This is a genomic window from Microcoleus sp. N9_A2, from assembly GCF_036701775.1.
Lineage (GTDB): Bacteria > Cyanobacteriota > Cyanobacteriia > Cyanobacteriales > Microcoleaceae > Microcoleus.
In genome coordinates this window covers 26,891-50,354 of sequence record NZ_JAUBRH010000017.1, presented here as the reverse complement: position 1 = coordinate 50,354, position 23,464 = coordinate 26,891, and the positions used below count along the sequence as shown (strand labels likewise).

Below are 23,464 nucleotides of genomic sequence, written 5' to 3'. Positions count from 1 at the left end.
AAATCTGCGGTTTACCCGCTCGATCGTGTGATTTGTTGTGCAAAAACTCCCATCTAAAATCAAAAATCAAAAATGGTATGATTCCAGAAAAACTGATAATTTTCACCCGCTACCCCGAACCCGGAAAAACTAAAACTAGACTGATTCCGGTGCTGGGAAAAACAGGTGCTGCCAATCTTCACCGCTTGATGGCCCAAAAGGCGATCGCCCACGCGCTCACTCTCCAAAACTCCCGCCGATTATCAGTAGAAATTCATTACACAGGCGGCAGCCCACAACAGATGCAAGACTGGTTGGGAACCGATGTTATTTATCAAAATCAAACAGACGGCGATTTAGGTGCCAGAATGACTGCAGCGTTTCAAAACTCCTTTAATTCGGGGGTTGACAAAGCTGTAATTATCGGAACAGATTGTCCCGCTATGAAACCAGAAATCATGGCAAAAGCTTTTGACGAACTGAGCCAGCACGATTTAGTTTTGGGGCCGGCAAAAGACGGAGGTTATTATCTAATCGGGCTGCGGCGATCGGTACCGGAATTGTTTGGCGGCATTAACTGGGGAACTAATGAGGTATTTGCTGCTACGCGGGCGATCGCCAAAAACCTCGCTCTGAAAATTGCCGAGCTTCCCACCCTTGCAGATATCGATCTACCGGAGGATTTGCTCGGTTTAGATATGAATATGTTGAAATAACTAAACTGTATTGAGGCGATGTAAGTCATTAGTAATTGTCATATTTAATTAATTAAAAACACTTGATTGTGAAACCATAAGGTCATAATATAGTAAGTGTATTTGTCTGACCGAATGCAGCGGTTAGACAGCGCTTGCGACAATAGTCGCAAGCGCGACAAAAAGCCAAAGTTTAGCATCGATCGCAATTCGTCGCCCTGAGTAGAAACCGAGTTTGTGGCTATATTTATTGCAACTCAACCCAAAACTCGTAGAAACCCGGTTTCTGGGCCCCATGCGTAAAACCTCAAACTGTCGGAATCTGTGGAATAACAGATAAGCTTTGTACAACCCGCCCTCTATGTCACGGGCTGCTTAATTCTGTATGCCATCAGAAAATCCGAATCTCAAAATTTCCATTATTATTCCAGCCTTAAACGAAGCACCTACGATCGCCCCAGTCATCTCCACCGCCCGAAATGCTAAAAATGTTGAAATCATTGTCGCCGACGGCGGCAGCAGCGATGGTACCGCAGATATAGCCCAATCTTTGGGCGTGCGAGTTATCTCTACCGCCCCAGGCCGCGCTACTCAAATGAATGCAGGTGCCGCCTCCGCTACTGGAGATATCCTGCTGTTCCTCCACGCCGACACTCTTTTACCCCCAGGCTATGACTCTGACGCGCGCATGGCATTAGCTAAACCGTTCATAGTAGGGGGGGCATTTCCACTCAAAATTGATGGGTGCAGGCTCTGTCTGCGGCTGGTAGAAACAGGGATAAACTGTCGATCGAACTTTTTCCAAATGCCCTACGGCGATCAAGCCATTTTTCTGTATTCAGCTACCTTTGACAAAATCGGCGGTTTTCCCGACTTACCCCTGATGGAAGACTTTGAATTCGTGCGCCGGTTGAAAAAACAAGGCCCCATTACCCTATTACCCCAGCCAGTGCTGACCTCCGACCGCCGCTGGCAGCAACTTGGGGTACTCAAAACCACTGCCATCAATCAAATAGTAATTATCGCTTATTTCTTGGGAGTGTCGCCCGATCGACTCGCTTTCTGGTATAGAGGACAAAAGAAAAATTCTTCCGAAAACTAAAGAATAGTGAACTTTTCTAAAGCTCGGTGCCATTTATGCAAATAGGAAGCCCGTCCCTGCGTAAAATATGACTTGAACGCCTCAAAATTTACGCACAGCGAGGAAAAAGAGAATATGGCCGATCCCAGAGATGCAGAACTTATTAAACCCTTTAACGGCGACCCCTTCACGGGTCATCTAGCAACTCCCATCAGTGCTTCTGATTTCACCAAAGCATTTATCGGGAACTTGCCAATCTACCGCAAAGGACTCTCGCCCCTAGTTCGAGGTCTAGAAATCGGTTTGGCACACGGCTATTTCCTCGTCGGCCCCGAAATCGTCTTCGGACCCCTGCGGGATTATCCAGAAGCCGCTAATCTCGGCGGACTAATTACAGCCCTCGTGATAGTTCTACTCGGCACACTAGGTATGTCTGCTTACGGTTTGGTGTCTTTCCAGCAAGACAACATCAGCTACCCCAGTGCTAATCCCATGACTCCCGATTCCCTCAGAAATGCTGAAGGATGGAGCCAGTTAACCGCTGGTTTCTTCATTGGCGGCATGAGCGGCGTCTTTGCTGCCTACTTCTTGCTCGAAAACTTTAAGGGCGTTGATGCCATTTTCCGGGGTTTAGTCAACAATTAGACTCCACTCGTCGATATCCCTGTTGGAACACGCTAACTTTAGTTTGGAGAATTTGACATGACAGGTACCTACGCTGCCTCTTTCTTGCCTTGGATTTTGATTCCGCTCGTTACATGGCTGATGCCAGTTGTGGTAATGGGTTTGTTGTTTATTCACATCGAAAGCGACGCCTAAGCTTTACCCACAAAGTAAGACCTAAGTTGGAAAGCCGAAGTAAGACGATTGACGAACAATTGCTCTGACATTTCTAGATAAATCTAGGGAAAATCAGCAAAAATTGTTTTGAGATTGCTGGCTATCAGAAAACTTAGTTTCTTTACCCCCATCCCCAGAATTTATCTGTGGAGCAATCTTTCAGTTTTCTTCCTTCAAAACTCATAATTGCAAAAAAATCCTCTGCCTGCAGGTAGAGGATTTTTTTGCAAAGAAGACAAATCATCGGCTCAGAGCACACAAATTGCCAAATTCTAAGCCACAATTGTTATGGAAACCTACTAATGAGGAGACAGCGATGCAATTTTTCCCCGCACGCCGCATCTTAGCTCCATTCCTGATCTCGGTACTGCTGTTAGTGACCGCCTGCGGTCAAACCCAAGCCCCCTCCCGCTGGGACAAAGCCCAGGAGGAAAGCACCCAAAAACCTGCTAAAGCCAAGCAGACAACTGCTGACAAATCAAGTGCTAGTAATCAAAACCTGCCCAAGAAGGCAGTTGCAGGCGGTAAGTTAAATAAATACTTCCCGGCTTCGGGCGGTGGATTCGATCGCGTCTTCGCTCAAGAAAAATCCGGTTTTGCTGAAGCTAAGCTGAACAAAGGCGGTCAAAATGTCGCGATGCTCTCGATTAACGACATTGCCGGCAACCCCTCGGCAGGTGCAAAATTTAAGCAAAGTACCAAGCAAATCGGTGGCTATCCCGCCGTTAATCAGGGTGCTAATATCACCGCTGTTTTAGTGGCAAATCGCTATCAGGTGAAAGTTCAATCCCGCAGTCCCTCTTTTACCGCTAGCGATCGCGAAGCTTGGCTGTCAAAATTCAACCTCGGTGGCCTCGCCCGCGTCAAGTAGTAATGTCTCTGGTCACACTCCGCGCCCGACTCCAGTCTGGCGCTATCAAAACTAAGTTTGCCAAAAAAAGAGTGTGAAGTTTTTGCCATCTGCCAAAAGTAATACCTTTGATTTTCGTTCCAGCATAAGGAGTTTTTTGTGAGCAAAACAGTCTTTGAATTAGTCGATACACTGCCTAAAGACAACATGACTGTCAAAGCCTTGCGAGCGCTTGACTTTGTTGTTCCCGGCGAGTGGAACAATTTAGTTGGCTTTGAAAATACCATTCGCACCGTTACTGGCGAAACTGACGAAGAACTGATTCAGCAAATTGGCGATCGCGCCATCTACCTCTTCAACGATAAGTCTCAGGGCTATCAACGCGCTCTCTGGCTTTACCAAACTATTGACAGCGCCGACAAGGCTTTGGGCAGTGCTGCCCTCGCTAATAAGGTTGCGGAAAATGTCTCGTTTTTGTCGTTCCTCGGCAATATCACTCCCAAGCCTGAAAAAGCTCAGACGATCGATCTGTCTTTGAAGTTAGTCACTGAGTTGCTCGCTTTTTGCCAAATTAACGGCCTTCCCGGCGACAGCATTGGCGATTTTGCCGCTTCCTTGGGCGACTACGGCGGCGAATCCCTGATGCGGATGGCTGCTTTGGTTTGTTTTGATGGTTTGATTCCTTTGGGGCCAGACTTTATCATGGCAACTCAGTCTTGGATTCAAAAGCTCTCCCCCAGCGATTTGCAAGAGAATCAGGCATTTAAGTCGATCGGCGGCATGATTCCAGGGGGCTCTCCCGCAGGCCAACTCGGCTTTATCGGCGAAAGCTTTAACTCGGTTTCTGGCTGGATGAGCTCTTTTGTAAGCGATCGAGGTTTGACTCCCCAAAACGTACTTGGCCACTTGCAGAGTTTTGTGGAAATTTCTGCCGATAAGGTGGACTATGTGGGCGCATTCCTCGACATGACTACCAATTACTACGAACACACCGGCGTTCAAACTCTCGCCCGCCGTTTGATTGAACGAGCTGTCGCTGAAATTTAGAATCAGCACAGGAGTTGTAATTTGTCAAGAGGCAAACCCGGAAACGAGTGTTTCGATCTCAAAGTTTTTTGACTGACAATTCTTTAAGCTTGGTTTTCGATAAAATATCTGTGCGATCGACTAGATCGATCGCCCGGAGCTCAACTCAAAACTCCTACCGATCAATTTTACAAGGAAGCCTTAATGCCAGAAGAACCGCAAAACCCTACCGCTGGCGAATCAGAAACTCCCAGTGCTGCTCGCAAGAACGCCCCCAGTTCCGACGCACCCGATACAACCGACTTACCCAGCACTGACAAGCCCCCAGCTAAAGCTAAAAAGCCCGCAGCCAAAGCCGCTGACGGCGACAATCCCCCAGCCAAAGCCGCTGACGGCGACAAGCCCCCAGCTAAAGCTAAAAAGGAAAAAGCACCTGCTGTTGAAGACAAGCCCTTTGCAGAATTTATTCAACAAGATTATTTGCCCGCCTTGCAAACTGCTTTGACCAAGCAGGGCGTTGAGGATTTAGAGGTGCGTTTTGCCAAGCAAAAACTCCCCATTGCTGGCATGAGTTCCGCTGGAGATTGCTGGCAGGTAATTGGTAAATTCCAAGAAGGTCAGCGCCAATTTAACCTGTATTTTCCTCAAGAAAATATTCAAAGTCAAAGAGCCTTTTCCTGTGCTGAAAATAATACCAATACCAGCACTTTAGAGCCTTTTTTGATAGACGAGCGCAAGATTACTCTCGACCTCATGGTGTTTGGCGTAGTCCAGCGGCTTAACGCTCAAAAATGGCTGAATCTTAATTAGTCATTAGTGCAGTGCGATCGCAAATAGGAGTCCTTCGTCATTAGAGTCCGCGTTTGGTGTGTCGCTTGCAGATTATATGGGGAGCAAATCAACAATCTGGTAGCAACACATCAAGCGCGGAAGTATTGGGAGCGATCGGAAAAATAGTATACGAAAAAAGAGAGGGCGGGTTTTGCCCTTTTTTTAGTCATTTGTATCATATATCCTCTTCTAAACCCGCCCCTACAGAATGCTAATGACTAATGACTACTGACTAATGACTAATGACTGCTGACTAATGACTGCTGACTAATAGATTCAGTCAAAAAATTGCGAGCTTGCATAATCCCATAAAGGTTAACATCTGTTTCTAACAAACAAGCATGACCGCTGTTAGCCAGCAGCACCATCTCCGCATTAGGAATTACCTTGACTAAAAGCTTCCCTTCTGCTAGAGAAGGTAGCAGCCGATCGGCACCGCTAGCAATTACTAATGTCTCCTGTTTGATGCCGCGCAACTGATTTTCATCAACATCAAACGATCGCACTAACGCCAATCTCCACACAGACGTGTGTTGCGGTACCGCTTGCATCGCTTCTAGCAAAGCGCGCCGGTCGTCGCGCCCAATCTTTCCTAATGATGCTAATATCGGCAACAAACCGATTACCGACAGCGGATAAAGGTTCGCCGGCAGCCACTGAGTGAGATGGGAACCCCACTGCACCCAAGGCTGTTGTCGGAATGAAGAAGCAGGATTGACTAAAATTAGTCGATCGCACAATTGAGGAGCTTCTAAAACAGTTTTCATAGCTAAACAGCCCCCAAATGACTCGCCGCACAGATAAACCGGCCGCTGCTGCTTTCCAGCTTGCTTTTCTGCTTCAATTAAGGCAATTGTTTCGCTAACCAGTACCTCCCAACTAGCCATGTCGTCAGCCGGTACAGTTAAGCAGCGAATGTCGAAATGATTTGCTAATTTAGAAATTTGCGGCCGCAGCAGCAAACCGCTGCCATCCATACCGGGCAGAAATACAAATAAAGGCCGATCTGGTTTCGGCGGTTTGGGGGTTAGAAAACGAACCTTGTTGTTAGCATTTGCCATGATTCAAGTCAATAGATTTTAGATTTTAGATTTTAGATTAAAGAATTGGAAATCGGACACCAGCCAACTGTCAACAGTCAACAGTCAACAGTCAACGATTAAAGAATTGGAAATCGGACACCAGCCAACAGTCAACTGTCAACAAACTTACAAACTTACAAACAACCTCGTTGGAGTAATTCTGCAATTTCTCCCTGACAGTGGTCTGTGAGTTCAGCCACAACTGCTTTGGCTTTTTTGCCTTGATATTGCTGCTGTCTCTCGACAGTAATCCAGTAAGGGCGGCCGATTAAAACATTAACTCGCTGATAAATTATCACAGGATGCCACCCACCGCGATCGAACAACGGTTCCGAAGGATCAAACAAACTCAACAACTTGAGCGGTACACCCGATCGTACTGAGTGTTCCTCAAAAGAACTAATCGCCACCGGCAAAACCGCCAAATCCCGCACCGGCGCCCGCAAAGCCAAATGAGCAAATCCCCGCTGAAACTTCCCCACAGTATTAGGCTTAGTAAAATTCACCATCGGTTCTGCACCCTCTGGAAACACCCCCACCATCTCCCCGCTTTGCAGCAGCGCTGTCGCTTGAGAGAAAAAATGCTGCTGTCGGTGCTCCGGTGCTTCCAAGGGGAAAGCGCCGAAAGTCGTGACAACTTCCCTCATCAGCGGAACTTGACCCATGTAATGATGACAAGCAAAGCGGATCGATCGACCCAAAGCCGCTGTCAGCAGCACAGGATCTAAGAAACTGCGGTGATTGCTCACCACCAGCACCGGGTTCTCTTGGGGAATCCGGTCTTCGCGGTACATAAACATCTGCGTTCCCAAAGCAGCCAGGAAACAGCGCGAAATCAGCAATTTGCTTTCTGAAGACATGGGCGAAAAGACAGGTGCGACGCTATAAAGGTTGATTCCATTCCCACGCAGCTTAACATTACTTTACCAAGTCAGGGCTCCCTCAAAAAGTAGACTTTCCGCTTGTGCCTTGGTTTCCTAATCCTGGACGCACGGGCGGTCATCACCTTGGTTTTTCGCACGTTTACTTCTAGTCAGCCCGCCAAAACAGTAAAAAACCCGGTTTCTAGGCCTGGGAGTGCGATCGCCAAGTGTTTCGGCCGAAATCCCCCCTCAGAAGCAAAAATTTATCAAGTGTTGTGGCAACTTATTAAAGAATGTTTACAACAACCCCAAAACCAAGTTGCGGCAGCTAAACTTAGAAATTTACAGTGGGCATTGACACACTGTCAAAGTATTTTTGGACAAGTCGTAATAGCAATCTCCCGAGGCATCAAATGAGTAACATCCAAAACTATCGCCTTAAATGTACCCTCACCTTTGGCGACATTTACGGTCAAATCATTGTTTGGCTGATAGTCATCTTCCTGAGTCTAGCGTCAGCACTCGCCCTGTGGAGCAGCGCCCGTCAAATCTACGCCTTGGCTACAGTCGGCTTGATTTTAGTGCTGTCTCTGCCCTTTTTGCTGTTTGCTTTCGTTACAACTCTGCTAAATAACATTCAAGTGCTTTCCGTAGACCCCGCCACCGAAGATCAACCTTCTGCAACGGGAAATCAATCCAATCAGCAGCCTGTAGAAACTCTCGGCTAATTTAATTTGAAATTGTAACTTTTGATCTTCCATTCCAATCAAAAGTTAAAAAACTTCTTGATCTTTTGATTGGAAGTTTTTTTTTGCGTCACGATAAGTTGAGGAGAACACTCAAAATTACTCAAACAATGCTGGAACACGACGTAATCATTGTAGGCGGCGGTTTAGCAGGTTGCCGCGCCGCTGTAGAAATTGCCCGGACTGACCCCAGTCTCAAGGTAGCAGTTGTTGCCAAAACTCACCCGATTCGATCGCACTCCGTCGCAGCCCAAGGCGGCATGGCATCCAGCCTGCAAAATGTCGATCCCGAAGATAGTTGGAAAGCCCACGCCTTTGACACAGTAAAAGGTTCCGACTATTTAGCCGACCAAGACGCGGTAGAAATCCTCACCCGCGAAGCACCAGGTGTAGTCATCGATTTAGAACACATGGGAGTCCTCTTTTCCCGCCTAGAAGACGGCAGAATTGCCCAGCGCGCTTTCGGCGGACATTCCCACCGCCGCACCTGCTACGCCGCCGACAAAACCGGTCACGCTATCCTCCACGAATTGGTCAACAATCTGCGCCGCTGCGGAGTTCACATCTATCAAGAGTGGTATGTCACGCGCCTGATTTTGGAAGCAGGCCAAGCCAAGGGCGTGGTTATGTTCAACCTGATAGACGGCGAAATTGCCGTCGTGCGCGCGAAGGCGGTGATGTTTGCTACGGGGGGTTACGGTCGGGTTTACAACACCACCTCGAACGATTACGCCTCCACTGGTGACGGTTTGGCGATGGCGGCGATGGCTGGATTGCCGCTGGAAGATATGGAATTTGTGCAGTTTCACCCGACGGGTTTGTATCCGGTGGGAGTGTTGATTTCCGAGGCCGTGCGGGGCGAAGGTGCTTATCTGATTAATTCCGAGGGCGATCGATTTATGGCCAATTATGCCCCGTCGCGGATGGAATTAGCGCCCAGGGACATTACATCGCGATCGATTTCCCTAGAAATTCGCGCAGGCCGAGGAATTAATCTCGATGGAAGTGCAGGCGGCCCCTTTATTTACCTCGATTTGCGGCACATGGGACGCGAAAAAATCATGAGCAAAATACCTTTTGCTTGGGAAGAAGCCCACCGCTTATTAGGAATTGATTCTGTCAACCAACCGATGCCCGTCCGCCCGACAGCTCACTATTCAATGGGCGGAATTCCAACTAATATCGACGGGCAAGTTCGCAGCAGTGCTGACAGTTTGGTAGACGGTTTCTTTGCAGCCGGCGAAGCAGCTTGCGTGTCAGTTCACGGCGCCAACCGTTTGGGCAGCAATTCGCTTTTAGAATGCGTCGTTTACGGCAAACTTACTGGCGCAACCATAGCACAATTCGTACAAAATCGCAAGTTGCCTGCCGTAGATGAACAGCGTTATATTACGGAAGCAAAAGAGCAAATTCAGGCACTTTTAGAACGTCCAGGAAAATACCGCATCAATCAAATCCGGCAGCAGTATCAAGATACTATGACTGAGTATTGCGGAGTATTTCGCAGCGCCGAATTGATGCAGGAAGGTTTACAAAAATTGGAGGATTTAGAGCGACAATATGAGGAGGTTTACTTAGACGATAAAGGCAAGTTGTGGAACACGGAAATTGTGGAAGCTTTGGAATTGCGGAGTTTAATCGTTGTCGGGAAAATGATTTTAACTTCTGCTTTGAACCGGCAGGAAAGTCGGGGAGCTCATTCGCGGGAAGATTTTACTCAGCGCGATGATGAGAAGTTTTTGAAGCATACGCTGGCCTATTATTCACCTGCGGGGATTGATTTGGCTTATATGCCGGTGGCGATTACGATGTTTGAGCCGCAGGAGAGAAAGTATTGATTTGTAGGGTGGGCAGTACGTACCTTACTAATAGGCAAGTACAGGTTCGCAAAACAGAAATATGCTCAACCATATTTTGCTAGGTGTCAAAGTCGAACGTTTTTCCGACAAGACTTACGCACTCGGACAAAAGAAACCGGGTTTTTTACCGAATCTCCGGGCTGCAATGAAGTATTTTTGTAAAAAAACTGGTTTCTGGGCTCCATGCGTAAGTCATATCTGAAATAAAAATTGCAACCAATAGCAGAGGCAAGCAAGTGAATAGAGAAAATGCTGACATCAGAAAAAACACCGTAAGGGAAGTTTGTGAAAAAGAATTAGTAGAGCTTTTGGAGGTAAACGACAACTTTGGAAAATTCATGCCCCAGCATAGAATCGGTTATGTAAGGCTGACATGGAACTGGAAAAATATGACTCTTCTGCCTCCAGAGATAGTCAGACCACCTCAGAATTCACCCAAAAATATTCTTGATACTTTTGAACGTCATCTCTGGTATTCCAGACATAGTATCAGTGATATTTATCTGCTTAAGGTTCCTGTTGAAAGTCGAGATGCTTTTTTATTTGCGTTTCAGGGGCACTGTCACGATAGCTGGGATAACAGTTGTCAGTTATTTGAGGTATTGGATGAACAAGGGGAGTCTCTCGGATCTGGTGACGTTTGCGATCGCAGGGGAGATGTAATTCCTAAAACGTACATTAATTGGACGGATCGACAGCTAGACGGTCGCGACTACTACACGCAAGCACCTCCTTGGGACGGAGATCCGCCGCCAGAAGATTATTCCTATCAACACGATGGACAACCTATCTGGTGGTCAGAAGACTGAACACAATCTACTGAGTTTGCTGTTTATTCAACTCTGGAAGATGACTGGAATTTTCGCAGTGTTATACTGCTTTTATCGGGTATGATTCCAAACAAGTAAAAAATGCTAGTAGAAGATAAATCTTCCTAAAACCCTAAAAAATATCGTGATTCTAAGTAGCTAGAAACAACACATGAGTAAAACGACACAGACATCTCAATTCCAACAAGCTCTTGAAGCTGTAGAAGTTTTATCATTAGAAGATCAAGCCATGCTTCTAGATATTCTTCAGAATCGTCTGCGACAACAGCGACGAAATGAATTACTGAAGGAAGTAGCAGAAGTTCGTCAAGAGTATGCTGAGGGCAATGCTAAATTTGGGTCGGTAGCCGATTTTATGGCGGAGTTGGATGATTGATGAAAATTGGTTGGACTCCCAAATCTATTCGTACTTTCAAAAAGTTAGTTCGTAAAAATCCTCAGCTTCGCCTTTTAATTGAAGCTACGCTTGAACTTTTGTCTGAAGACTGCTTTAATGCCAGCTTGCGAACTCACAAACTGACAGGAGATTTATCGGGTATCTGGTCGTGTTCAATAGATTATGATTATCGGATTTTATTTGAGTTTGCGATCGATCCAGAAAATGAAGAGGAAGCGATTTTATTGCTCAAAATGGGTTCTCATGATGAAGTCTATTAAGCCCGATCGCCCTTTTCCCCAATTCTCTCTCACTATCTCACTCTCCAGCATTCTCCGTCACTTCCTCCACCGATAAACCCAACGCCTCCGCCACCTGTGGGGCACTCAAACCCATTCCCAACAACCGGGGAATTGCATCCCTTCTTGCTTGAAATTCAGATTGTCGCGCCTGTTCTGCTTGCTGTCTGGCTTGTTCTGCACTCTCGGCTCTTTCCCGCTGTTGTTCCCCCCGCAATCTCTCCAATTCGGCTCTTTCATCGCCAATCAACAGCAAATTACCTTCCTCGTCCCACCAGCGCAGCCACAGCATCGTTTGATTTTGATAATTGCCTTGCCAAAGTCCCAATTCTACGCCTAAAGGTGCAATAGGAAAATGACCCCGATCGTTAAGTTCTAACAGTTGATAATACCCGTCAATCAACCGATAAACTTCTAATTGCCCGCTGTTAATTTCATAGATGCCGTAATAGGGAATTCGCATCACCCGCTCGTAGGCCCAAAACTTGCCAGGTTTTGTTATTACCCCTTCATCAGTGCGCGATAAAGGAGTACGGTTGCGCTCTTCATCCCCGTTCCCGCTCGCAAATTCCAAAGCAATTAACGGTGCTATGTGTTCCCGCCACAGCACGTAGGAACGACGAATTTGACCGTCAATATTAGGAGGTACATTCGGAACATAAAACCAATCAGGAGCTTCTGCACCTTTTTCCGGCGGCTCGGTTTCTCGCCAGTAAATGCCGCAGTCTTGACCGATCGCATATTGTCCGTCTGGATGCCGCTGCTGCAAAATTTGCCCGATCGAATCTGTTAAAATTAAACTTTGCGGATGCTCCTGAAAATTTTTCACAAAAGTACCGTCGGAGTCTGGTAATTGAGTGTGGTCTGGAAAAGCAGGAGGTAGAACAACGCGGTCAACGCTTTGGGTCATAATTCCCTCCGAGGTCTTACCTAATTGGTAATTAGTAATTGGTAATCGGTAACTGGACGAGCCGCCCGAGGGCTTAGAAACCCGGTTTCTTCATGTATCTGTCGTCGTTCAACCAAGATTTATCGTAGAAACCGGGTTTCTTTTCCTAAGTCCTGCGTAATGAAGAAGAAAGCGAATAGTTTTGATTTTAAACGATTAAGTTTTTAACTTCAAACTCTTTCACTGACAACTCAAAACTCTTTCACTTAAAACTTTCCTTAAGGTTTCGGTAGCGCACCTTCTGGACTTGGTGAAGTCGCCGGTTCGGGAGTCGTCGTAGCCGCAGGAGAAGGCGAAGGAGTGTCACTAGCTAACTGATTTATTTGGTCTTTATAGTTAGGAGGAGCTAACTCAGTAGCTCGATCGAACAGCGTTTTTGACTCATCTGTTTTGCCCTGTTCCTTCAGCACGATCGCCTTTCCTAAAGTCGGGCGAAAATCTTTGGGATTAGCCTTAGCAGATTCGTCGTAAATGGCGATCGCCTCATCAAACCGCTTCTGCACAGCATAAACCTGTCCCAAAATCAACTGCACCGAAGTTACATCCACACTTTCCGGTTTCGCCAGATTGGCAGCCGGAGCCGCCTTCAGCGTATCTTGCAACAGTCCGATCGCAGCTTCGGGCCGCTGCTGCACCAGCAGCAAATTCACCAACCCCTGCAAAGCCTGAATTTCCCCTGGCTTAGACGCTAAAATTGACCTGTAAGCTTGAGCTGCCCCTTCGCGATCGCCCGTGCGTTCCTTAGCCTGAGCCAGCAAAATCCCGTATTCAGTAGTCTCAGGATTCAGCGAAGCCAACTTTTCCAAAGGAGCGATCGCATCCTTAATGTCGCCCACTCCTTGCCCGATCAACTCCAGCCGCACCTGCAACAATCCCCGCAAAGCCGTTACGTTGTCAGGTTCCCGCTGCAAAACCAATTCGTACCCCCTCGCCTGAGCTTGCAGCAACTCTGATTGCTTCTCCCCAGACTGCGCCGTCTGAGTAGGTGTTGGAGTTGACTGACTTTGCGCTTGGCTGGCCTGGAGAATACTGTTTAAAATTGGCACAAGAGAAAATCCCAAAAAAGCGATGAGCGACAGCACCACCACCACAGTAATCAACCCACGACGCTTGTTTGCTTTTTCCATAATTCAACTATCCCAGCTTAAAATGTACTATTTTCTAAGAATTAAGGCATTGCCCGGGAGCATCTGCCATTTAGCTCGATCGGTGCAACCGTAAAGGTTTTTAAGTTCAAAGTCCGAACGGACAAAGCAGCCTTTTACTTGCAGCTAATATGGTAACAGACCCACAACTCCATGCTAGCTAAACAATTTTGGACACTCAGACCCGCAGCCCCAAGGACTGCGGTGTCTGTCCAATTTAGTCTGGTCAAGCTAAAAATTACCGAAAATATGGCGGATCAGGCCGTTAGGTAATTGGATTAAGTAAAATAGGCAAGCTGAATATCCTAAATGCTATTAGCCAGCAACTCCAGCTCAGCGCGATCGGCGATCGATCGGTCAGCAACTGCCAAAGTCCTTGCTCGCAAGGATTTTAGCAGCCAGCGAACCGATCGGCACTCCTAGCGTTGAAAGTTGGCGTTGACGGGTCACAACCAGACCTCCGGGCGCAAGCCCGCCTGTCAGGTGCTAGTAGTTTTTAAAGCAGTTTCTTCAGTTTATTCCTAATTTCCCTTAAGGGATGTGTCTCCGCTGCAAGGAGTTTTTATGAACCCCTCTCCCAACCCGTCTTCCAAATCGTCCAAATCTACTTCAACTCGCAAGGCTCAGCCCAGCGAACAGGCTGTCAATCCGCCTAAAGATACAGATTCCATTCCTGAGACACCAGACGAAAGTCCGGTACCTTCGGCGTTGGCTGCAGATGTTGACCAAAATCAACCGCCAACGCCAACAGACGCCCCAGCGTCCAAGGATAGGCTGCAACGACCACGCTACAGTTCTGCCCTCGACAAGGACAAAACAAAGCCACAAGACCAGCCCAGCAATGCTCCTGCACCCCCGGCGCCTACAGCGTCTTCGACACCTGTCAGCGATACTCCAGCCCTAGCAGTCGCACCGCCGGCAAACGCCGACCCTGCCGCTAACGAAAGTCAGGCCGCTGAGGACATACCCTCCGTCATGCGCCAACATCCCATCCCCCCCCCCAGCGAACCCAGACAGTACCGAGCTGTTGGTTTGGTGCGGGGCCGCTACACGCCATCAGAAGAGCAATTCACCCGGGGTATGCTGATAGCTGCCGACGGAACTGCCATCGACGCAGTTTTGCTGGGTAGAGTCATGAGTTTAGTCAAAAATCACCTGGAGCTGGAACAAGAACACTTGTGGGTGGTCTATCCCCGCACGAGGCAAGAAGACGGCAACTTGCACGCCCAGATTATGGGAGTTTGGGAGCCGGAAACGCTCAAGAAACCTCCCGAACCGTCCTCTGATGAGGAAAATCAGGAAGCAGCGGAGATTGAGACTAGCGATGAAGCATCGACCGCATCTTTGCCGCCCTCGGAACCTGATGTTGAAGATGGCTATTTTTCGATTAGAGGTGAGGTGATTTATCAATCCCAAGACCAAGAAAAGTATGTCATCGTCAAAATCAAGCAAGCTCCCCGCAAGAATGACGACAAGATGAAGTTTTTTAAGCTGAAACTCAAGGGAGATTTAGCAACAAAAGCGATCGGGTTTTTTTGGGATTTCCACGTCAAATTGAAAGCTGACAGTCTGATGATTGAGCAGGCTAATAATATTGGTGCCCTGCCGATTAAAAAGCGGAAATTCCCCCCAGGCAGCAAGCCGCCCGGTGGCTTCAAAGGAGGAGGGAAGCGTCCGTTTACTCCTAGGCCCAGCGGTGACGCTGCTCCTGTAGGGCGTCCTACCATCAAGTCCGCAGTAGCAGCACCACCGCCTGTCCCGAAGGAACCTCTTCCTAAGCCGGTTAAGAAGCCTAAGCCGATCGAGGAATAAAAAATAGTTAAAGTAAAAATGCAAGATTAAAGGTTAAAAAAACTTTTAATCTTGCATTTTTACTTGAGCGGCTTATTGTACTTCTGTACATGAGCGAGTAGGCTCTGCGCTAGCACCTCGCAAATTTTGACAGGAACAGCGTTTCCGATTAAATGACCCAGTTTGCTGAAACAGACACGCTCGCCAGGAGCTAGAAAGCGGTAGTTTTCGGGAAAAGTCTGAAGGATAGCGGCCTCTCTTAGAGAGATTGCACGATGGTGCATCTCAATGAAGGCAAATACATCAAATTGAAAGTTGACCGTTGAGATAGGCACAGCGAAGAGCAAGGATAGAGGAAACGTTCTCAATATTCCACCAGGCTCCCGATATTTTTACCCTTAATCCAATGCGTTTAATTGTTGATTCAACTGTTCCCGAACCTATCGAACTTATGGATTCTTCTTTGTAGTATTGGTAATTGACTATTCGGCACCGATGGGTCTCTAAATAATTGCACAACGTTTTAAATGCTTGATCTTTAAAGTTTTTAAATAAATTTATAACTTCATCAACTTTGCCTTGCCACAACATAGTTTCTGATGATTTGAATCGTTTTATTGAACCCCCTACCTTGTAGAGATTTTCTTTCAGATGATACCAATCTAAGATTTCTTGTCTTTGTTCATTGTCTCCAATTTCTTTAAATATGTTCCAAACTCCGGCCTGGCCATCTCCTAGGCAATACATAGGGTGTAGTAAGTTTTGGCTATTAGTCCAATCAATTAAATCTTGATTATTTTGAAAAAATGCTCCAGAATAAACATTACCAAAAAAAAATGGTTTAAAGCCTCTCCCTTCTAGGGAGAAATTAAAAGAAGACTATTCATTACTCCAACCCTCTTCCTTCCAAGTAGAGGTCGCTATCAACTGTCAACTGTCAACCGTCAACTGTCAACTGAAAGCACTTCCGGATGTTATGAGGTACAGTAGCAGCAATTAGTAAACCAGTTTTTGAGATGTTTCGGATTAATTAAATCAAGAGCCACAGCAATTATGGTGTCAACCATTTTAGTGGTGGTTAGCGAACACTGTCGCAATAAAGATTTAAGTTGCGACCACCATAATTCAATGGGATTAAAATCAGGAGAGTATGGGGACCAACATAAAATAGAAGCACCCACAGATTCAATCATTGATGTAATTGAATCTACTTTATGTGCGGGTAAATTATCCATCACTACTACTTCTCCCGACCACAATTGTGGCACTAAACATTTTTCGATAAATACCTCAAATGCTTTGCCATCCATTGAGTTATCCATTGTCATGAGTGCCACTACTCGAAGAGATACTAATTGCACCAATTACTATGACTTTTTTCCCTCGGTAAAAAGGTTTAACCGCATAGGCTCTAGTTCCTCCTTGGGAACGTGCATGAGTTCTGGTTAAACTTAGCAATACTCCAGTCTCATCTAAAAATACTAGATTTTTTGGGTCGATATCCTTGACTTTTTCCCAATACTCTAACCTTAACTTCATGACTCTTTCTGTGCCTGCTTGGCTAGGACTGACTGTTTTTTTTTCGATTTAATCCCAACTTCTGTAAAGCGCTACAGATGGCTGTTCTGCCTACCCAATTTCCTGTATTTTGGGCGAATAACTCACGCAATTCTACCAAAGTTGCATCGGGATGTGCTGCCACTATTTGTCTTAATTCTTTTGACGCATTATTCAAATGACTGAATCTGGGTTTCCCCCTGGGTTTAGGCTGTAAATTACCCTCTATTTTTTGTTGCTTGACAAGTTTTTGAACTAAGCTTTTACTGCAGGCAAATATTTATGCTGTTTTTCTGATTGACAGCTTCTTCTCTTGATGGGCTGCTACTATTTTTTTTCGCAAATCTACTGAATATGCTTTCATTGGTGGATTTTTTTAATCTATTCTTATTGTACCTCATAACACCCGGAAGTGCTATATGTAGATCAAACACTACTTGCTGGGTGCGGAGCTACTGAAGAAACCAGAGCGGTTGGGAACTCAAGTGCGATCGACATCAATTGAAGATCGATCGCGACTCTGACTCTCTCCCACTAAGGAAATAAACTGCTCGTCATTCCGCAAGCAGTCAAAGTCGGGGTTCCATCGAGCTTCCCGACAACAACGGCGCGGAGCGATCTGGATTGCTTGTTGAAGCGCAGCAATAGCTCGCTCGGTGTCACCTTGTCGGGCATAGCAACAGGCTTTTCCGTAGTAACCTTCCTCATTTTCTGGATCTTCGCGAATCACTCCATCAAACAAGTTCATAGCTTGTGAGTATTCGCCTGCACGGGAAAGAACGATTCCTTTATTAACGAGTAATATAGATTGATTTCCTCCTAACTGAATTGCGCGATCGCAACTATCTATCGCGGAGCTATAATCCCCGGTTAGGCTTAAAATTAAACCTTTTTCATTATAAAGTTCATAGTTTTTACAATTTATTTTAATAGCTTCTTCACAACTAATAAATGCGTCGTTATAGCGTTTCAACAATCTCAATGAGATACTGTTAATCGAGTGATAATTAGAATTTTTTGGATCTATTTCAATAGCTTTGTTGATACTAGCTAGGGCTTCTTTATAGCGTCCTAACTTATGCAATATGTTGTTACTGAAAGCGTAATAATTAGGATTTTCTGAATCGATTTCAATAGCTTTGTTGATACTAACCAGAGCTTCTTCATAGCGTGCTAAATTATCTAATATATTACTTTTTACAACATGATAATTAGATTTTTGTGATTCAATTTCAATAGATCTGTTAATACTAATTAATGCTTGATCGGGTAATTTTTTTGAAGCAAAGGCGACAGCAAAATCACATAAGATTTCACCTATCAAATGAGTATTATCAAAAATTTTAAGTGTCTCAATTTCTGCATAAGCTTTCAAAATACTTAAAGCTCCCCTGTCGTCGCCATAACTCCGCAGACTCTGACTTATCAGAGCCACAGACTTTGCTAAACCTGTTAAACGATCAATTTCACGGAAGCAAACATTTAGTCCCGACTCAATTTGGGACTTAACTTGACTCGAAACTTCTTCTCCCTGGATCTTAATGCTAATGCTATAGTTTTTTTCAGGCATACCGATGACGCACCACCCAAATACGATAGTTTTCTTTATGCTATCTAGAAACTTCTTAATATCTCCCGGCAATAGTTTATTTTGTTTGAGTTCTGCTTCTGAGGCAATTGCAAAAAATGCACTTGTTGCAATTAATGGTTTCTTATAATAAGCTCCTTCAAAAAAACAAGTTAACAGTTGATATTTCCCTTTAGTTCTATTGGCAAATAGTCTGTGATAAATGACTTCTATCATCAGCTTCTTCCATTCCGAATTTTCATATTTTTCGAGGGAAGAGCGATCGGGGGATACTTCTTGATCGGCGAGCTGCTCAAAATAATCGGCTATCCAATTGTGGATTCGACAAAATTCTTGTTTGTCTTCTTGATGCTGTGTTTCCCGAATCACGTTTCTGGCAACATCATCAATCCGATATCGGTGGTCGGAAATTGTAAAATCACGCTCTGTTAGCCACTTAAACCAATCGATTTTATTATCGATTCTATTACCAGTTTCGTGATTGTTTAGAATGTCCGATATTTCAAAGTTTTGTAGCAAATTACGAATTAACGGTCGATCGAACCAACGACAGTGAGCTGCCAATTTAACCACTCGTTCTTCAGTTTCATTCAACCCATCTAGAAGTAAGTTCACCATGCCAGATTGTCCGCCAGACAAGGTGATTTTTCCATCATCTTCCTTTTGCTTTTTCACTAAATTTAAGTAGTAAGGATATCCTTGAGTTGCACTCCAAATCTGCCTCACCTGATCTTTATTGGTCACTCCAATATTTTCAAGATATTGTTGAGTTTCTTGTTTGGTAAATTTAGCGAGAGAATATTCTTGGATTAGCGGAACTCCTCTATCTTTAAACTTCCCCTGATAACGTCCATGACTCAGCTTGTAGCGTCCTGCCATCACAATTCGGACTGGAAAACCTTGCAATGGCGTATCTTTGAGTAATTCACTACCCAAAAATTCATTAAAATCTTTCTGTGCTTTTTCATAGGTATCCAGCCATAATACGATCGGCATCTCTTGCGACAACTGAATCAAGGTTTCTGCAAAAGCCTGGGTGAGCTTTGGCTGTGGATCGAGCATGATATCTCGCAAGCTCACCTGTTCCTGTGTTGATCCTTGCGTAGCTGGATGTTGCCTCAAAAGTTTCTCGAAGCGCTCTCTTGTTGAAAGCGGATGAAACGTGGATTCATCCTCGGTGACGATCGAACTTCGCGCCACTCCCATATATTCCCGAACCAAACTACTCTGCTCAGCGCTCACTTTTTGAGTTTCTTCCGCCGGCTCATTTTCCAGGCGTTGCAGCGTTTCTTCGTACTGTTGATACCGAACTGTGAAGAGATCTGCCTCTGGGTGATGAATTAACAATTGCTGGTGTAAGTGTTTCATCAGTTCGATGGGTTTACTCAATCGGCTGTTGTTAAAATCAGCCTCCAGAAATTTCACGTTTCCGTGGTGCCGACTTTTTAACTCATGTAGTAAGGTAGATTTGCCAATTCCCCCAATTCCATACGCATAAAACATCAACGGTTCGGAGTTGGGTTGCTCAATCGCCTTATCAAAATCATCCAGAAACCGTTTGGTCGAATGGCGAGAAACGAAAAAACCTGGGCGGCGAGGTTTTGAGGCTTGTTCCCGACCTAAATTTGCGGAACTGGACTGTGCTAAAGCAGTTGAGCTCGGCGATCGCGCTTTCGGGTTTTTGATGAAAGTTTGGGGATTTGCGCTATCGATATTGCTCAACGTCGCTTTTTGAGCGGAATTCTTGGACTGGAAATATTCGTTAATCTTATCCCTCAGTTTAGAAAGCTCTAAAAATTCGTCATCATCCTCCCAATCATAATTATTCAGCACGCTTACTAAAGCATCGACAAAATCCCCATCACCCGCTTCTGTCTCTGAATTTGTCGAACAGAAAACGTAAAATCCCGATGGCTTGCGGGTACTCGATCCAGAAGTCAAGCTCTGAATAATCCCACTCGCACCTGAGCCTGCATAACAAACGTCCAGAATCAGTAAGACATTTTCAGGATAGTTATTCTTTCCCTCAAATAGGCATTTAACGAGTTGTTGAGTTTCAATCGCTTTGGCACTTAAGTGCTCGGGTCGAGAATTGAATGTGTAGAGATAGTGGGAACCTCGATTGCCATCGTCGGCTGCGTGTCCGGCATAATACAGGATAACGATATCGTCCTGACTTCTTTCCGAACTGCAAAACCATTTGGACAGCGCATTTTTGATGTCTTCAGCCTCTGCGTCGATCGAAATCTGATCGGATAAAACTCTGGTGTACCCCTGCTGTGGTCGTGTAAACAAATCCACGACTCGATCGACATCACTCTCGACTCTAGCTAAGTCTGCTAGTCCCATTTTAGGACACGATGAAGAGCCGATCGCAATCAAAAACCGTTTAGATTTATCCATTGTCAGCCGAAATTATTTTGAACAGCACGTTAAACTATCAAGCCTGTGGCAACAGCAGCACCCGTTTCCTTTGCTGTTAAATACCTTTCCACCGAATGAGACTGCCATCCATTATAAACAAGCCGATCGACAATTTTGCGATCGTCTCCATCTCCAAAGTATGGGGCTAAGGATTTCTGAAGTGCCACAATATCACCGCTATCAGCAATGTTAAACCATTGCTTGATATTCGGCCACGCACCTTTACGATTCTCCGGGGGAGGTGTCAGTTTATCGAAAATCAAATTAGGGATTCCCAAAGGAGAACCCAGCGTTACCAGCGTCTGTACATTCCATTCTGGATGAGCGCACAAAGCTTCATAGGCAACGACGGAACCCAAGGAATGGGCGATCACTACTTTTGTCTCTGTTGGCGAAACTTTGGCTTCTACCCGTTCCAACACTGCTTTTTTTGTATCCGAATCGTGGAGAAATAAACCAACTTGCTTCAAGGCAAAAATTAATGTTTTTTCCGGGCCCAAATTTCGGAAGAAGCGTGACTTAGACAACTGCCTTAATGCACGCTGCACAATCTCGGGAGTTCGTCCCCGACCTTGAAACTCCGGTTCTTGAATGCTGGGATCTTCGCCTAATGGGTCGCCAGCGCTACGATTCGCGATCGATAACTCTGCCGCTGCACGCCACCACTCAACGAGTAAGGCTTCTTCCCATTCCGTTTCAACATCCCGCGCTGTCAACTTGGGGACTCCCGCAGAACGCATTCCCGATGGGCGAAATAAGTCGCCATAAAAAACCATCCCAAATTCCGATCGTGTCAAGCGGGGCTGTTCGATCAATTCTAGGCTTCCTTGTAGTGCAGGCAACCAAGCATTTTCAAGCTGTGGACTGCCTAAAAAGTCTTGGGCGATTCCATGAATACCAACTACTTTCATTTAAATTCTTCCCCATTACATTCCGTGATTTTAAGAGTTTTGACCTAATCTCACATCCTGTTTTGTACTTGTGGCGCTCAAATCCTAACACATGAAATCGCCTCTGGGAAACGATTTCAGGATTTATGAATTCATCCAATCGCTTGTTATTATTGCGTAACTACTCAGGCTTAAAAAAAATTGTATATATAAGCGGTTGAAACCGCCGAATCATAAAAATGGTAGTTAACTTGGATTTGGTATTACACATCAATATTAGACCTCTTGCCTCAGTCTTTTCAATCAATTTTTTAGACGGGCGGGACGCCCATCCCACAATTTTTTTTGTGTGGGATGGGCGTCTCGCCCGTCCTAGGTATTTTTGCAAGATGTCTACTAAAGAAACCGAGTTTTTCACCAGTATTAAATGCAAATATACAGGGATTGTGCAAAAATCTGGTTTCGGCACAATCCCTGTATCTCAAAGAAACCGGGTTTTTCCCAGTATTAAATGGCTGAATGCAATATTTAGCCAAAAACCAGGTTTCTGTACAATTTCCGAATATTCAAGCTTTAGTTTTTCCCAAAACCTTTGCCGCGATTGGGTGCAGGCATACAGAGACAGTTTTCGATTTGCGATCGCAAAGTCTCGGTATCCAAACCCTGACCAATGAGAACAAGCTGGTTTTTGCGATCGCCTTTCCACTCGTCATCATCCATCGAAAATCGCTTCCCGCTCAAGTGAAAAATATGCCGTTTGGGACTTTCTTCAAACCACATAATCCCTTTCGCACGAAACACATTTGTTGGCAGTTGTTTGTCTAAGAAATATTGAAATTTTCTCAGAGAAAATGGCTTGTCGCTTTGGAAAGAAATTGAGGTAAATCCGTCATTTTCTAAATGGTCGGAGTGGTCGTGACCGTGATGGTTGTGATGGTCGGAGTGGTCGTGACCGTGATGGTTGTGATGGTCGTGATGTTCGTGGTCGTGATGTTCGTGGTGGTCGTGATGTTCGTGGTCGTGATGTTCGTGACTGCTAGGAGTTTCCTCAGATTGGAAATATTTGTCCGACTCAAACAATCCTATACTGAGGATGAGCGGTAGGGGAACTTGCGATTTTACTGTTCGCAAAATTCGAGCACCTTCTTTGACATCGCGAATCTTAACTTCCAACAAATCTAAATCTGCTTCTTCAACCAAATCTGTTTTGTTGAGGATAATTATATCACCGTAAGCTATTTGACTGTAAGCTGCTTGAGAGTTGAACAAATCTAAGCTGTAGTTCGCTGCGTCTACTACTGTCACTATCGAATCGAGACGAGTCAGGTCGCGCAGTTCTGTGCCTAAAAAAGTCATTGCTACTGGCAGCGGGTCGGCGAGTCCGGTTGTTTCGACGACTAGATAATCGAGATTTTCTTGACGTTCCAGAACTTTGTAAACTGCATTAACCAAATCTTCGTTAATTGTGCAGCAGATGCAGCCGTTGTTCAGCTCAACCATGTTGTCGTCGGTGGTGACAATCAGTTCGTTGTCGATGCCGATTTCGCCAAATTCATTGACTAAAACTGCTGTTTTCAAACCTTGCTGGTTGGTCAGGATATGGTTGAGCAGGGTTGTTTTGCCACTGCCGAGAAATCCTGTAATGATTGTAACGGGCAATCCGTGTTTGGGAGCGTCCATCGCCAGTTCTGTCTCGGACTGAGTTGTAGATTGCATAGCTTGACTGTCAAATAAGGTCTGAAGCTTAAACTTGTTGTTCTTAT

The 23,464-nt window shown here is 45.5% G+C and carries 23 protein-coding genes and 1 pseudogene; 13 read left to right on the top strand and 11 right to left on the bottom strand.

Annotation, left to right across the window (positions count from 1 at the left end; genetic code table 11):
* The first annotated feature begins 77 nt into the window (after window positions 1–77).
* The 7 genes from QUA44_RS13220 (at window position 78) to QUA44_RS13190 (ending at window position 5,281) form a co-directional block, all read left to right on the top strand.
* A complete protein-coding gene (locus QUA44_RS13220; RefSeq protein ID WP_333251719.1) occupies window positions 78–695 on the top strand; it encodes a TIGR04282 family arsenosugar biosynthesis glycosyltransferase in 618 nt (205 codons plus the stop codon).
* Between the two features lie 364 nt (window positions 696–1,059).
* A complete protein-coding gene (locus QUA44_RS13215) occupies window positions 1,060–1,776 on the top strand; it encodes a TIGR04283 family arsenosugar biosynthesis glycosyltransferase (protein WP_333251718.1) in 717 nt (238 codons plus the stop codon).
* 114 nt (window positions 1,777–1,890) lie between these two features.
* The gene (locus tag QUA44_RS13210; protein WP_333251717.1) at window positions 1,891–2,400 is read left to right on the top strand and encodes a photosystem I reaction center protein subunit XI; all 510 of its coding nucleotides are present in this window, start codon (window positions 1,891–1,893) and stop codon (window positions 2,398–2,400) included.
* Window positions 2,401–2,457: 57 nt separating this feature from the next.
* A complete protein-coding gene (locus tag QUA44_RS13205) occupies window positions 2,458–2,574 on the top strand; it encodes a photosystem I reaction center subunit VIII (RefSeq protein ID WP_333251716.1) in 117 nt (38 codons plus the stop codon).
* 337 nt (window positions 2,575–2,911) lie between these two features.
* Window positions 2,912–3,466 (top strand): hypothetical protein, encoded by a 555-nt coding sequence (locus QUA44_RS13200; protein WP_333251715.1) that lies wholly within the window; start codon window positions 2,912–2,914, stop codon window positions 3,464–3,466.
* A gap of 138 nt (window positions 3,467–3,604) precedes the next feature.
* Window positions 3,605–4,492 carry a hypothetical protein gene (locus QUA44_RS13195; RefSeq protein WP_333251714.1) on the top strand — a complete coding sequence of 296 codons (888 nt, stop codon included), beginning with the start codon at window positions 3,605–3,607 and terminating at the stop codon, window positions 4,490–4,492.
* A 183-nt stretch (window positions 4,493–4,675) separates the two neighbouring features.
* The gene (locus tag QUA44_RS13190; RefSeq protein WP_333251713.1) at window positions 4,676–5,281 is read left to right on the top strand and encodes a DUF2996 domain-containing protein; all 606 of its coding nucleotides are present in this window, start codon (window positions 4,676–4,678) and stop codon (window positions 5,279–5,281) included.
* A gap of 260 nt (window positions 5,282–5,541) precedes the next feature.
* Here the strand turns inward: QUA44_RS13190 and QUA44_RS13185 are convergent, their stop codons facing one another.
* Together QUA44_RS13185 and QUA44_RS13180 are read right to left on the bottom strand one after the other, a co-directional pair.
* Entirely contained in the window at window positions 5,542–6,363 is an 822-nt protein-coding gene (locus QUA44_RS13185; protein ID WP_333251712.1) for an alpha/beta hydrolase, read from the bottom strand.
* 155 nt (window positions 6,364–6,518) lie between these two features.
* Window positions 6,519–7,244 carry a lysophospholipid acyltransferase family protein gene (locus QUA44_RS13180; RefSeq protein ID WP_333251711.1) on the bottom strand — a complete coding sequence of 242 codons (726 nt, stop codon included), beginning with the start codon at window positions 7,242–7,244 and terminating at the stop codon, window positions 6,519–6,521.
* Window positions 7,245–7,660: 416 nt separating this feature from the next.
* Here QUA44_RS13180 and QUA44_RS13175 point away from each other — a divergent pair, with 416 nt between their 5' ends.
* The 5 genes from QUA44_RS13175 (at window position 7,661) to QUA44_RS13155 (ending at window position 11,339) form a co-directional block, all read left to right on the top strand.
* Window positions 7,661–7,975 (top strand): hypothetical protein, encoded by a 315-nt coding sequence (locus QUA44_RS13175; protein WP_333251710.1) that lies wholly within the window; start codon window positions 7,661–7,663, stop codon window positions 7,973–7,975.
* Between the two features lie 128 nt (window positions 7,976–8,103).
* Entirely contained in the window at window positions 8,104–9,831 is a 1,728-nt protein-coding gene (locus tag QUA44_RS13170) for a succinate dehydrogenase/fumarate reductase flavoprotein subunit (protein WP_333251709.1), read from the top strand.
* A gap of 257 nt (window positions 9,832–10,088) precedes the next feature.
* The gene (locus QUA44_RS13165) at window positions 10,089–10,661 is read left to right on the top strand and encodes a hypothetical protein (protein ID WP_333251708.1); all 573 of its coding nucleotides are present in this window, start codon (window positions 10,089–10,091) and stop codon (window positions 10,659–10,661) included.
* Between the two features lie 172 nt (window positions 10,662–10,833).
* On the top strand, window positions 10,834–11,058 hold the full coding sequence (locus QUA44_RS13160; protein ID WP_333251707.1) for a hypothetical protein: 225 nt from the start codon (window positions 10,834–10,836) through the stop codon (window positions 11,056–11,058).
* Entirely contained in the window at window positions 11,058–11,339 is a 282-nt protein-coding gene (locus tag QUA44_RS13155; protein ID WP_333251706.1) for a type II toxin-antitoxin system mRNA interferase toxin, RelE/StbE family, read from the top strand. The genes QUA44_RS13160 and QUA44_RS13155 overlap by 1 nt, the downstream gene beginning before the upstream one ends.
* Window positions 11,340–11,376: 37 nt before the next feature.
* Here the strand turns inward: QUA44_RS13155 and QUA44_RS13150 are convergent, their stop codons facing one another.
* Window positions 11,377–12,267, bottom strand: a complete 891-nt coding sequence (locus QUA44_RS13150; protein WP_333251705.1) for a Uma2 family endonuclease — start codon at window positions 12,265–12,267, stop codon at window positions 11,377–11,379.
* Window positions 12,268–12,524: 257 nt separating this feature from the next.
* Window positions 12,525–13,433, bottom strand: a complete 909-nt coding sequence (locus QUA44_RS13145) for a tetratricopeptide repeat protein (RefSeq protein WP_333251704.1) — start codon at window positions 13,431–13,433, stop codon at window positions 12,525–12,527.
* A gap of 582 nt (window positions 13,434–14,015) precedes the next feature.
* Between QUA44_RS13145 and QUA44_RS13140 the strand changes: the two genes are divergently transcribed.
* Entirely contained in the window at window positions 14,016–15,263 is a 1,248-nt protein-coding gene (locus QUA44_RS13140; protein ID WP_333251703.1) for a hypothetical protein, read from the top strand.
* A gap of 59 nt (window positions 15,264–15,322) precedes the next feature.
* Here the strand turns inward: QUA44_RS13140 and QUA44_RS13135 are convergent, their stop codons facing one another.
* From QUA44_RS13135 to QUA44_RS13105, 7 genes and pseudogenes are all read right to left on the bottom strand, one after another.
* Complete coding sequence (locus QUA44_RS13135) at window positions 15,323–15,526, bottom strand: DNA cytosine methyltransferase (protein WP_333251759.1); 204 nt, start codon at window positions 15,524–15,526, stop codon at window positions 15,323–15,325.
* Between the two features lie 19 nt (window positions 15,527–15,545).
* A pseudogene (locus tag QUA44_RS13130) lies at window positions 15,546–16,070 on the bottom strand (ISKra4 family transposase); the annotation flags it as partial.
* Between the two features lie 146 nt (window positions 16,071–16,216).
* Entirely contained in the window at window positions 16,217–16,564 is a 348-nt protein-coding gene (locus tag QUA44_RS13125) for a transposase (RefSeq protein WP_333309713.1), read from the bottom strand.
* A complete protein-coding gene (locus QUA44_RS13120; RefSeq protein ID WP_333251702.1) occupies window positions 16,557–16,781 on the bottom strand; it encodes a hypothetical protein in 225 nt (74 codons plus the stop codon). Before QUA44_RS13120 ends, QUA44_RS13125 begins: the two co-directional genes overlap by 8 nt.
* Before the next feature lie 499 nt (window positions 16,782–17,280).
* Window positions 17,281–20,790 (bottom strand): tetratricopeptide repeat protein, encoded by a 3,510-nt coding sequence (locus QUA44_RS13115; protein ID WP_333251701.1) that lies wholly within the window; start codon window positions 20,788–20,790, stop codon window positions 17,281–17,283.
* Between the two features lie 29 nt (window positions 20,791–20,819).
* Window positions 20,820–21,722 (bottom strand): hypothetical protein, encoded by a 903-nt coding sequence (locus QUA44_RS13110; protein WP_333251700.1) that lies wholly within the window; start codon window positions 21,720–21,722, stop codon window positions 20,820–20,822.
* A 552-nt stretch (window positions 21,723–22,274) separates the two neighbouring features.
* Window positions 22,275–23,417, bottom strand: a complete 1,143-nt coding sequence (locus tag QUA44_RS13105) for a GTP-binding protein (protein WP_333251699.1) — start codon at window positions 23,415–23,417, stop codon at window positions 22,275–22,277.
* Window positions 23,418–23,464 lie beyond the last annotated feature (47 nt).